This is a genomic window from Trichlorobacter thiogenes (assembly GCF_900167465.1).
Classification (GTDB): Bacteria; Desulfobacterota; Desulfuromonadia; order Geobacterales; family Pseudopelobacteraceae; genus Trichlorobacter; species Trichlorobacter thiogenes.
In genome coordinates this window covers 18932-30913 of the sequence record NZ_FUWR01000004.1, presented here as the reverse complement: position 1 = coordinate 30913, position 11982 = coordinate 18932, and the positions used below count along the sequence as shown (strand labels likewise).

At 53.9% G+C, this 11982-nt stretch carries 10 protein-coding genes and 1 riboswitch; of the genes, 6 read left to right on the top strand and 4 right to left on the bottom strand.

Features of this window, described 5'->3' with window-relative positions; genetic code table 11:
- Nucleotides 1-46: 46 nt before the first annotated feature.
- The gene (locus B5D39_RS05200; protein WP_244161360.1) at nucleotides 47-1924 is read right to left on the bottom strand and encodes a tetratricopeptide repeat protein; all 1878 of its coding nucleotides are present in this window, start codon (nucleotides 1922-1924) and stop codon (nucleotides 47-49) included.
- 189 nt (nucleotides 1925-2113) lie between these two features.
- Here B5D39_RS05200 and B5D39_RS05195 point away from each other — a divergent pair, with 189 nt between their 5' ends.
- Entirely contained in the window at nucleotides 2114-2962 is an 849-nt protein-coding gene (locus tag B5D39_RS05195) for an HDOD domain-containing protein (protein ID WP_078789343.1), read from the top strand.
- Nucleotides 2963-2971: 9 nt separating this feature from the next.
- Here the strand turns inward: B5D39_RS05195 and B5D39_RS16720 are convergent, their stop codons facing one another.
- Nucleotides 2972-3187 (bottom strand): hypothetical protein, encoded by a 216-nt coding sequence (locus tag B5D39_RS16720; protein ID WP_139366682.1) that lies wholly within the window; start codon nucleotides 3185-3187, stop codon nucleotides 2972-2974.
- A 92-nt stretch (nucleotides 3188-3279) separates the two neighbouring features.
- Between B5D39_RS16720 and def the strand changes: the two genes are divergently transcribed.
- From def to B5D39_RS05180, 3 genes are read left to right on the top strand one after another with little or no spacing between them, the layout of a single operon-like run.
- Nucleotides 3280-3780 carry a peptide deformylase gene (gene def / locus B5D39_RS05190; protein ID WP_078789342.1) on the top strand — a complete coding sequence of 167 codons (501 nt, stop codon included), beginning with the start codon at nucleotides 3280-3282 and terminating at the stop codon, nucleotides 3778-3780.
- Nucleotides 3777-4727, top strand: a complete 951-nt coding sequence (fmt, locus tag B5D39_RS05185; RefSeq protein ID WP_078789341.1) for a methionyl-tRNA formyltransferase — start codon at nucleotides 3777-3779, stop codon at nucleotides 4725-4727. Before def ends, fmt begins: the two co-directional genes overlap by 4 nt.
- Nucleotides 4724-5503, top strand: a complete 780-nt coding sequence (locus B5D39_RS05180; RefSeq protein WP_078789340.1) for a DUF116 domain-containing protein — start codon at nucleotides 4724-4726, stop codon at nucleotides 5501-5503. Before fmt ends, B5D39_RS05180 begins: the two co-directional genes overlap by 4 nt.
- 144 nt (nucleotides 5504-5647) lie before the next feature.
- On the opposite strand, the gene B5D39_RS05175 is transcribed toward B5D39_RS05180, so the two are convergent.
- A complete protein-coding gene (locus tag B5D39_RS05175) occupies nucleotides 5648-6649 on the bottom strand; it encodes a hypothetical protein (protein ID WP_078789339.1) in 1002 nt (333 codons plus the stop codon).
- 122 nt (nucleotides 6650-6771) lie between these two features.
- On the opposite strand from B5D39_RS05175, the gene B5D39_RS05170 reads away from it, so the two are divergent.
- Both B5D39_RS05170 and B5D39_RS05165 read left to right on the top strand, forming a co-directional pair.
- Complete coding sequence (locus tag B5D39_RS05170; RefSeq protein ID WP_078789338.1) at nucleotides 6772-8424, top strand: ATPase, T2SS/T4P/T4SS family; 1653 nt, start codon at nucleotides 6772-6774, stop codon at nucleotides 8422-8424.
- 192 nt (nucleotides 8425-8616) lie between these two features.
- Nucleotides 8617-9687, top strand: coding sequence for a type IV pilus twitching motility protein PilT (locus B5D39_RS05165; RefSeq protein ID WP_078789337.1), 1071 nt, complete (start codon nucleotides 8617-8619; stop codon nucleotides 9685-9687).
- 192 nt (nucleotides 9688-9879) lie between these two features.
- Here the strand turns inward: B5D39_RS05165 and B5D39_RS05160 are convergent, their stop codons facing one another.
- Nucleotides 9880-11700 (bottom strand): KUP/HAK/KT family potassium transporter, encoded by a 1821-nt coding sequence (locus tag B5D39_RS05160; RefSeq protein WP_078789336.1) that lies wholly within the window; start codon nucleotides 11698-11700, stop codon nucleotides 9880-9882.
- 79 nt (nucleotides 11701-11779) lie between these two features.
- Nucleotides 11780-11925: riboswitch (cyclic di-AMP (ydaO/yuaA leader) on the bottom strand.
- Nucleotides 11926-11982 lie beyond the last annotated feature (57 nt).

The window sequence follows — 11982 nt, the reverse complement described above, 5'->3', positions numbered from 1 at the left end:
AGCTGCTAAAAAAGGCGGCCAGAAGGTACTGGCCGCCGACGGTCTGTTAGTGAGACTTTTTCTTGGCTGGTGTCTTTGCCTTGCTGGACTTTGCACTACTTTTCTTGCTTTTCTTGCTTTTACTTTTCGTCCCCTTTTTCGACTTGCCAGCCTTGCGGGGGGCCGGGTTGAATTCGTCCCGAATATTATTCAGCAGAACCGAGGTCTCTTCCATGTTCGGATCCGCTTTTTTAGCCGCTTCAAGTGCCTCACGAGCCTCTGAAAGGCGACCGGTTTTCATATAGACCCGACCAAGGGCATGCAGGGCACGGGCATGGTCCGGCTTTAACTCAGCCGCCTTCTTATAACTGGCAATGGCGTTATCATATTCTTTCTTGAAATCGTAAATCAGGCCAAGCTTGTAATGATTATTGGCATCGTCAGGAGCCAGCTCCACCGCCTCCTGCAGCAGTTCGACCAGCTCATCATACTTTTTATCTTTGACATAGATGGCCACCAGAGCATTACGGCTCTCACTGTCATCTTCCTGCAGCTCAAGCGCCGCAGTGTAATGTTCTACCGCTTTGTCGGTAGCACCTTTGGCACGATAGACAGCAGCAAGTTCCCGGTTCGCCTCGACATTATCAGGAGCAAGCTTCAATACCGCCTTGTAAGATTCCTCGGCAAGACTCAGGTTCTTGTTTTTTACAAATATCCTGGCAAGTTTCAGGTGGATATCAGCACTTTCAGGCTTCAGCTTCAAAAACTCAACATACTGCTCAACCGCTTCCTGGGTGTTGCCACGTCCCAGACGAATATCAGCCAGCTTCAGGCGCGCCTCGGCGAAAGTCGGCTTCTTTTCAATGGCCCGCTTGTAGGAAACCACCGCTTCATCCAACTGGTTACGTTTTTCATAGAGCTGGCCAAGATTATAATACACTTCAGCATTGGAAGAACCGAGATGAACCGCCTCGCGGTAGGCAATGATTGCATCAGCTTCACGACCTGCACGGAAATACAGGTTGCCCAGTTTTTCATGGGGCTCAATTGCATCAGGCTGCTGCTGAAGCACAGCTCGATAGGCATCGGCAGCCTTATCAACCTCCCCTTTGGCAGCCAACTGATCACCTAACGCAAAACCTTCCGGCTTTGCGGGTTGCTCCTCAACCACGGCCGTCCCCTTTTTGCCCCCCAACAGCCGCTCGTAATCGGCCTGTTTGGCATCACCCTTCTTGTCATAAATATCAGCAAGCATCAGGTGCAGGCGGCTGCTGCGAGGATTTGCGGTTGAAGCCTTTTTCAGCAGATCCAGTGCGGTATCCTGCTGATTCTGCTGCAGGTAAATACCAGCCAGAGAGAGCGTTGCCTGTTCGTGGGAAGGATCCAGCAATAGCGCACGCCGAAACTCATCGATAGCCCGATCGGTCTGTCCCTGGGCAGCGTAGACCTCAGCCTGGCCAGCCAGCACACCAGCATCGGACGGTTGTTTGCTTCCTGCCTCGCCATAGTGATACAGGGCAAGTGCATAAAATTTCTTATCCGTCATAATCTTGGCCAGGGCCTTATGATAGGCCGGCACTGGTTGACCGGACAGCCCCTTGGTCAAGGCAACGGCCGCGTCATCCTGCAGCCCCTTTTGCAGGTAGAGTATCCCCAGGTTACCAGAGGCTGCGGCAAACCCCGGTTCCTTTTGCAATCCACGCCGATAGGCGGCAATGGCACCATCAATGTTTCCGACCCGCTCCGCCTGAAGTCCCTGCACAAACTGGGCAGCAGCGCCATCAGGGCAGTTCGCCAGAATCTGGGCTTCCTCCCTGGTTCTGGTGGCATCATCACTGATGGCAGGGAGCTTGTTAGCCAGCTCAAGGGCATCCCTGCACTTGTCTCCCCCAAAATTCCAGCTAAAGCCGGTCAACAGAAAAAAAGCTCCGGCAAGGAGCGGCAAAACTGTCGTCCTTTTTCTATACATAGTTAATTTTCCTTTTGTTTGGCAGCAAGATTGAGGGGGAGTATACAGACAAAACCGTAAAACTTCAAATAATTCTGCCGAACTGCTTGATTCTTTACAGTTTTATGGAATAGTATGACGCACTTGATATGCAACCGTTGTACACAGAACTACAGGGGAAACAGCATGAGTAAAGACCTGGAGCAGATCATCATGACGGCTGGCGACCTGCCGACCATTCCGGTGGTTGCCACCAAAGTAATGCAACTGATGGATGATGAGAACTCCACTGCTGATGACCTGGCCCGAGTAGTTGCCTCTGACCCGGCAGTTGCCGCCAGGGTGCTGAAAATCTCCAACTCCTCATTTTACGGTGCCCAACGCCAGATCCAGACCCTGCCCCATGCCATTATGATGCTTGGCTTTGTTACCCTGAAAAGTGTGGTCGTAGCCGCATCGGTCAAACAGGTCTATCATCCCTATGGTCTCACTGAAAAACTGCTTTGGGAACACTCGTTTGGCGCCGGCCTGGCAGCCCGCCTGATTGCACTGGAACTACGCCAGATCAATCCGGACGAAGCATTTCTGGGGGGACTGTTCCACGATATCGGCAAACAGATCATGAACTTTCTGGACAAAGACAAATTTCAGGAAGTAATGCAGCTTTGTTATAATGAAGGGATGTCGTTTGCTCAGGCAGAGCAGATGCTGTTCCACTACACCCATGAAGATGCCGGAGCACTGGTTATTAAAAAGTGGAATTTCCCCGAACACCTGATCAAGGCGGTCCAGGCCCATCACAGCCTGGATCTGGGTGAGGATGCGGACCCCTACCTTTCCAATCTTACCAATGTGGTCAGCCTTTCAAACCTGTTCTGCCACCGCTACGGGGTTGGCACCCTGGCCGCAGAGGAAGAGCTGGATGTCGCAGCAAGCCTGCCGGCAACACAGCTTGGTTTAAGTGAAGAACGGACAACAGCCCTGCTGGAGCGGTTTATCGAGGCCTACACCAAGGACCAATCATTCTTCAGCTAGCGGCGGATACTACTCATCATCTTCAATATGCTCCAAAATCGACTTGCGGTAGGTCCCGTCTGCTCGCTTACGTGCCTCATCAGAGATATCCACGCTATCGTCCTCTTCAGCTTCATCGCGATTATGGGCCATATCGCCGTAAAGTCGCCGCAAACGCTCCTGCGTTGCACTGCGTCGACGTTCAACCCCATCTGTCTTTACAACTCCCTGTATCGGCTCTGTCATTTATTCACCCCGCGCAACATAGTTGATTTTGTTGCTCAGAAATTGATATAAAGTATCGTTAAACATCTTACCAGACTACGAGTACGCAGACCATGATTCGTCCCATTCTCACTTTTCCTGACCCGCTTCTCAAGCAAAAATCAGCACCGGTCACCATTATAACCGATGAGATCATCCAGCTTGCCAAAGACATGGCTGAAACCATGTATGATGCCCCTGGCGTCGGCCTTGCAGCTCCGCAGATCGGGGTCCTGCAACGGGTAATCGTCATTGATGTTGCTGCCAAACATGATGCGCCGCAACTGATCACCGTGATTAACCCGGTGGTTATCCATGGCGAAGGGGAGACCTTCGAAGAAGAAGGCTGCCTCTCGGTTCCAGACTTTTCCGCCAACGTCAAACGCCATGAGCAGGTGGTGGTAAAAGGGCTTACCCTTGAGGGACATGAGCGGATCTGGCATGCCAATGACCTGCTGGCCGTTGCCTTTCAGCATGAGATCGACCATCTGGATGGGATCCTGTTTGTGGATCGGCTCTCGCCGCTAAAGCGCGACCTGTTTGTCAAAAAGAGCAAAAAACGGAGCGCCCCATGACCGGCTGGCGGATCATCTTTATGGGTACGCCGGAGTTTGCCTGCCCCACCCTGCAGACCCTGCTTGATCGTAATGAAAACGTGGTAGCCGTCTTTACCCAGCCTGATCGTCCCAAGGGCCGCGGCCAGAAACTGCAACCACCACCGGTGAAAGAGCTGGCACTGAAGCACGCCATCCCGGTCTATCAACCACCCAAGGTGCGGGCACCAGAGGTGATCGAACAGATTCGTGAGCTGCAGCCCGACCTGATCGTGGTGGTAGCCTTTGGTCAGATCCTGCCCAAGGCGCTGCTGGAGATCCCGCCACAGGGTTGCGTCAATGTCCACGCCTCGCTGCTGCCCCGTTACCGTGGTGCTGCACCGCTCAACTGGTGCATTGTCAATGGCGAGACCGAGACCGGCGTCACCACTATGCTGATGGATGTGGGACTGGACACCGGCCCGATGCTGCTGAAGAAGGCAACGCCAATCGGGCAGGATGAAGGGATTCAGGCACTGCATGACCGGATGTCGCAACTGGGAGCAGAGCTGCTAGGAGAGACCCTGGATGGTTTGAAGGCGGGAACAATCACCGCCCAACCCCAGGATGACAGCCTGAGCTGTTATGCCCCGCTGCTAAAAAAAGAACATGGCCTGATCAACTGGCAGCGTCCTGCAACCGAGCTGCACAACCAGATCCGCGGCCTCTCAATCTGGCCAGGGGCTGTCACCTTCCTTGAAGGTGCCCCGCTAAAGCTGTACCGCACCACCCTCTGCCATGGCTCCGGTCTGCCCGGAACCATCATCGCCACCGGGAAAAACGGTATTGAAGTCGCCTGTGGTCAAGGTTCTCTGGCTATTCAAGAGCTACAGGCCGCTGGCAGTAAGAAAATGGATGCTGCCAGCTTTCTGGCTGGCCATCCCCTGGCGCTTGGCACATTGCTAACGCCACATGAGGTATCTGCATGAGTGATGTTCAGGAACAGACCGCAGCCCCCCGCAAACGACTCTTTATCGCCCTGATGGGGCTGACCTGCATAGTTCTGGTGGTACTGATTTTTCTGGCCTGGTGGGTTCCCAGCCGTGGCCTGGCGAACATCCACCCTGATCTGCCCCGGATTGTCGGGCTGGTGGTACTGGCCCTGTCCGGCGTCGCTATCCTGGGTACCGGCCTGCTGGTGCTGACCACAGCGTTGGGTAAGGATATCTTCTTTACCCGCTTCATGCGTCTGGTGGTAATCAAGTTTCTGCTACCGATGATTGAATTTGTGGGCAGGGTGTTGGGGCTGGATAAGGACCGGATCCGTCAGTCCTTTATCGCCATGAACAACTCACTGGTGATCTCACAGAAGTACAAGGTAAAACCGGACCGGATTCTGATCCTTTTGCCCCATTGTATTCAGCTTTTTGATTGTGAGATCAAAGTAACCGGTGACATTTCCAAATGTGTGCTCTGTGGACGGTGCGACATCAAGGGATTGGTGGAAATCGGCAGAAAGTACGGGATTGATATCTCGGTGGCCACCGGCGGCACCCTGGCCCGCAAGGTGATTGTTGAAAAACGCCCCAAACTGGTACTGGCCGTGGCCTGCGAGCGAGACCTGACCTCCGGTATCAAGGATTGCTATCCGCTACCGGTGATCGGCGTGCTTAACCTGCGTCCCCATGGCCCCTGTTACAACACCATTGTTGACGTAAACGCCATTGACGCTGCCCTGCAGCAGGTGCTGGATTTACCCCAATAGTCACCCGCTATCAGGAACTATCCCCATTTCAAATCAAGGATGAGATCAAGGCGGCGAGGAATTCAGCGACGCAGGCGTACATACCAGTACGCTGAGGAGTTGAAGACGAGCCAACGAAGATATCGCCTTGAGTTGGAATGGGGATTAAATTCTGAACTGCTCCAGCTCATCCTCCTGCAAATCATTCAGCACACTGATCTCTGTTTGTTTTCCATCGACCTGTAGACTTAAACGTGCAGGCTCACCTTTAGGTGCCTTGGTGTAGCGCATCAGAATCCGCCCAGCCTGTCGAAGATCCGTTTCCAACGGTTCCCCCACCAGCAGCACCAGCGGGCTGGCACCATCCATCCAGCGCAGGGTGGTTTCTCCTGCCCCGATTGAGGCCAGAATCTTCTCATTATCGCTGCTGTCCCGCCCAACAACTGCCTTGCAGGTCTCAGACAGCCGAAAGTGCCTGCCGGTCCGCAGCAGATCAAAATCCCTGATCACCGGCACGGTCTGGTGATCCAGCAAATCCTTGACCTTGGGAATGTAGCTCTCCTCGGTCAGCAGGCAGCCACCGCCCGGCGCCGGATACTCATCAACCCCAAGCTCGGCTGCCAACCGCATCTGATCCTTACGTCCCCGCCCCTTGATGGCAGGCAGTTGCTCCCGATTCACCCAGCCCTCAGCCTCCGGGATGGTCACCTTCATATACTTTGCTGAAAGCGGACGCAGCAACAGGCCGGCAATGCCGCAATCCCGCTCAATCAGACGCAGGGTATCCTGGCGCTGGCTCATGGGACGCTGCCCCACCACCTCACCGGTGATTACAAAGTCAGCCTGCAACTCCTGCAGCAGGGCACCGGCACAGCGCAGCATAAAGGTCTTGCAGTCAATGCAAGGATTGAGGGCACTGCCATAGCCATGGCGGGGATGCCGCAGCATCTCAATAAACTCAGCCCCCAACGGAATGGAACGAAACGGAATAGCATAACGCCGGGCATATTGGGCTGCCACTGGCTCACCGTCAAGGATCGGTGAACAACCAAAAAAAGGTGACGTAAAGTTGATGGCCAGCACATCAACCCCCTGCTGCTGGATCACCTTCACCGCCAGGATTGAATCCAGGCCACCTGAAAATAACGCTAATGCTCGACGTTGCATCTATCGCAAACTCCTTTGGCAACTTTTTAAAAGGGCAGCATCTGTACCACATCTGCAATGGTTGACTCAACAGCATATCACGTTACAATAGCATCTATTCCTCAGCAGCAGAAGGGAGCCCTATGCCGATCAATGTCAGGGAAGGCACGCTGGGTGCCATCCTCTATAACTCACGTATCATCAGTGATGCCGACATCACCGCCGCACTTGAAGAACAGCAACGTAGCGGATGCCGCTTTGGTGAAGCACTGGTTATTCTGGGTATCGTCACCCAGGAGGATATTGACTGGGCACTCTCCAATCAGTTGGATATTCCTTACATCCGGCTTAAACGCGAGATGATTGACCCGGATGCCCTGATGCTGATTCCTGCAAACATCTGCAGAACACATCAACTGATACCACTGATAAAAGCAGGGGATGAGCTATCTATTGCCATTGCCGACCCACTCAGCAAAGAAGCTGTTGCCGCTGCTGCCGAGGCGTCAGGTTGCCGGATAAACCTCTCGGTTGCCCTGGCCCGTGAAATAAACGAAATGCTTGACCAGTGCTACGGCCTGAGTAAAGAAGAACAACTTGGTTTTAGCTCAGGTCAGTTTACTGCCGAACAGCTTTCCTCCATCAACTCAGATCTCAGCGGACAACAGCTGCTGAACAACCTGCTTGCCTACAGCATTCAGCACCAGCTAAGCTCCTGTTCCTTTATGCCTTTGGATACGGCAATTGCCATCACCGCCCGTAGTGGCGCAAGCAACCATGAGCTGGGGATGCTTGCAGCTGATCACTATACAACGGTCTGCAGCCTGATCCGCAAAGCGGCTACACTACCGTTCTCCAGTGAACCCTCACTTAGCGGTTGCATCAGCTTTCGCCATCATGAACGGGAACTCTGTTTTCAGGTCCTGTTGATGCCTGGCAGACAGGGAGACTACATCACCATCCGTCGGCATATAACGGCCAACATTCCTCACACCCTGTCCCGATTACAACTGTCGTCATTCCAGAGAGAGCAATTTACCCGCCTCACAACCGTACGCCACGGCCTGATTCTATTTGCATCCCGCTCGTTGCAGGAACGTTGTCGTTTTATGGATCTGCTACTGGAGGAGCTGGACACCACCAACAGGTCTGTGCTGATTCTTGGCAATGAACCAGGGAGAATGCTCAAACAGTTCCCCCGTATCCCGCTACCAGAATCAGAGGCGAGCCGTGGTCGGCTGATTATGGACAGCCTTGAGCATGGCCCGGATATCATGGTGATTGAAGACGGCACCGCTCTGGAGCCATTTACCGCTGCAGCACGGGCTGCCATGCGGGGCAAACTGGTGCTGGTGGGCATGGATATCCGCGGCACCCGCAACCTGTGCGATCACCTGATCCGCTACCGTCAGCGCAACGCCTTTTTGACCCCGTTTCTTTCCGGCATTGTATCATTCAAAGGTATCCAGCTGCTCTGCCCCTCCTGCAGGCAGACCGCCACCCTGCCGCAACAGGAACTGCTCGGTCTTCAGCTGCAGCCACCACCTGCAGAGCTGTATCATGCAACAGGCTGCCCTCACTGCAATTTTACCGGTGTCAGTGATCGGATTTTCCTGACCAACTGCATCTGCTTTGACCGTGAATTGCACGCCCGTTTTGATGCCGCTTCTGACGGAAGCAGCTTCATTGCCGGACTGAATGCCGATGGGTATCGCGGAATCAAGGCAGAGGGAGAAGCGTTGTTGAAGGCGGGAGCGGTATCCCCGGAAGAGTTTATTGCAGCAGTAATACAATAACTATCCATCAGCACTATTTCCCCAAAACCGACTCACGCGGAGACACTGAGGCGCGAAGGGGAAAACGACAGAGTATCCGATCTACCTGTGAAGAAAGACAGGCAAAACAGTTCAAAACCATGTCTACTATAATTCGTTCTCCGCGAACTCCGCGGCTCCGCGTGAATAAACTGTCTTTATGAGGTTACTATAATGGCTAAAATAGATGCACTGTTCAAAATGATGAAGGAGCAAGGGGCTTCAGATCTGCACCTCTCATCCGGCAATCCTCCCATCTTCCGTCAGCATGGCGAGATGGTCCGGCTGCAGTTCAAGGCTATGTCCCATGAAGAACTTATCCCTATCCTGTATGAGATCCTGAATGATGAGCAACGGGCACAGTTCGAGACCACCAACGACCTTGACTTTGCCTACGCCGTACCGGATCTGGCCCGTTTTCGGGGCAATATTATGATGACCCACCGTGGCGTGGCAGCGGTCTTCAGGATCATCCCGGCCAAGATCCTCTCCGCAGATCAGCTCAATCTGCCGGAAGGGGTCAGGCGGATGACCAACTTCAAAAAAGGGCTGGTACTGGTCACCGGCCCGACCGGCTCAGGTAAATCAACCACCCTGGCCGCTTTGATCGATCTGATCAACGCCACCCGCCCGGAGCATATCCTGACCCTGGAAGATCCGCTGGAGTTCATCCATGAGAACAAGCAGTCGCTGCTGAACCAACGCCAGATCGGGGCACATACCAACTCCTTTGCCTCGGCCCTGCGGGCTGCCCTGCGGGAAGACCCGGACATCATCCTGGTGGGAGAGATGCGGGATCTGGAAACAATTCAGCTGGCCATGAGCGCTGCCGAAACCGGCCACCTGGTCTTCGGCACCCTGCACACCAATACGGCTGCCAAGACCATTGACCGGATCATTGATGTCTTCCCCAAGGAATCCCAGGATCAGGTCCGCACCATGCTGTCAGAATCCCTAAAAGGGGTAGTCTGCCAGCAGCTGCTCAAGACCGCCGACGGCCACGGACGGGTGGCTGCCCTGGAGATAATGCTGGGCACCCCGGCCATTGCCAACCTGATCCGTGAAGGCAAAACCTTCCAGATCCCCTCCATCATCCAGACCGCCAAGAAGGACGGCATGCAGCTGATGGATCAGCATCTGCTGGATCTGCTCAAGACCAAACAGGTCACGCCGGAAGAGGCCCATAAATGCGCCATAGACAAGAAGCAGTTTGAACAATACCTGCCGCAGACACCCCAAGCATAATCAGCATTCAGACATGAAAACGCCCCGCCGAAAACTCCGGCGGGGCAACAGACAAAGCTACCTCAAGAAGCGAGGATTTTTTCGTTTTGGGTGAGGCAATTGAGCAATGACGCGGAGGCGTACAAAACCGTACGCCGCACAAGTCATTGTGACGATTGACGCAGCCAAGGCGGAAAAGGACCGCTTCTCCGGCTACATCTCCACCCTTGTTACGACCCCCTGTAATTTCGCCGCCGGCAGTTTGTTAAACTGCACAAAGTTGGGGGTCAGCCGCTTGATCACCGAGAAGAACCTCCAGATCAGGTTATTAGTGGCAATATCCTCAATACCGTAGAAGATAACCTTTTCCTGCACCCCGTTCTGGTGCAACAGCTCCTCAATGGCAATATGCTCCATATACCCAGCATGAATCTCAAAGGCATCCAGACCTTGGGCAATGCCGGTCTTCAGCTCGCTTTGCAGGCCGTAGGGTTCATCGGTCCGCACGATGGAGATAAAGACGTTACGCTCATAGATGATGTTGCTGCGGATAATGCAATGCACCACGTAGGGGGGCACCACGTTGTATTCCTTGACAAAGAACAGACCGGTACCAGGGATATTCCTGCCCTTGCTATAGATCTGCTCATAGGCCAGCTGAAAGGTGTCCAGTTCCAAGGGACGCAGAGCCAGATAGAGCGCCCGCTGTCCCTTGGTCCAGACCAGAATGGTAATCAGCGGCACTGAGGCCAGGATCAGGGACCAGTAGCCGCCGTGGGGCAGTTTGTAGAGGTTGGAGACCAGAAAAACCAGATCCATCAACGTCACAAACAGGGCCAGCGGCACCTTCCACTTTTTTTGGGTCCTGCTGAAGATGGTTACCATCATAATGCCGGTGATGGTCATGGTACCGGTCACCGCCAGGCCGTAAGCCGCAGCCAGATGTTCAGATTTCTGGAACACCAGCATGATCATGATCACCAGCCCCAGCAGCAGCCAGTTGACCGAACCGATATAGATCTGGGACTTGAGGTGGGTTGAGGTGTAATCAACCTTCAGAAGCGGCAGGATACGGGTGGTGATCCCCTGATAGACAATGGAAAAAACGCCACTGATCAAGGCTTGGGAGGCGATCACCGTAGCAGTAATGGTCAGGATCAAAAACGGGATATACAGCAGGGGAGCCTGCCACTTGACCATACTGAACAGGATGTTCTTGGCCTCAGGATTATTCAGAAGATATGCGCCCTGCCCCAGATAATTGATCACCAGAGCGACAAACACAAAGTACCAGGCATGGCGGATCGGCTTGCGTCCTAAATGCCCCATGTCGGCATACAGTGCCTCACCACCGGTGGCGCACAGAATCACCTCGGATAGTACAAAAAATCCGGCAAGACCGTGATGCATTAAAAAATTGATGGCATAGTGAGGGCTTAAGGCCTTGAGAATACCAGGATGGGAAGCAATGGCGATCAGACCGGAGACCGTCAACGCCCCAAACCAAAGGATCATGATCGGCCCAAAGGCCTTGGCCACCTTGTCAGTGCCCTTGTCCTGAAAGATGAATAACCCCACCGCAATGATGGCGGCGATCAGGATCAGCACCCCCTGTTTGGTTGCCTCCAGGCCGGGGATCAGCACCATCCCCTCCACGGCTGAGAGGATCGAGATGGCAGGCGTAATCACCCCGTCACCCAGCAAAAGCGCCACACCCAGAAAGGAAAGAATGCCGATCAGAGCCAAACCTTTACCCGGCTGCAGCATCCGGGTCAGGATCTCCTTCAGCACGATAGTCCCCCCCTCACCTTTACGGGAGAGGGACATGGCAAGGATCGAGTATTCCAGGTGCACCAAAATTACCAGGGTCCAGAAAATCAGGGAGACGATTCCGAAGATGTTGTCCGGGGTCGGTTTAGTAATGGCAAAGATAACCGTCAGGGTATAGATCGGGCTGGTGCCGATATCGCCAAACACCAATCCCATGGACTTTATGACACCACCCCAGAAGCTTTCAGCGTCATGTTGTTGCATAACTGCCCCTTTCCCTCAACACACCGGGCTTGGAAGAAAAAAACGCCCCCGGCAATGGCCGCAAGACGTCTGTCCTGTCCGATGCCCCTTCAAATGCCTACGAGGTTAGCTGACGGGCTTGAGGTTGAAAGTCCTCTAACCAGCTTGCGCTGGAATACGCCCCAACTGATCGGGTCCCCCGCATCCATCGGCCTTTATCGCGATGAATCTCGGCTGCTGTCTTCTGTGGCGGAAGATACTCTTTTTCTCAAAGCTGTCAAGTATTCCTGGGCATGCGCAAGA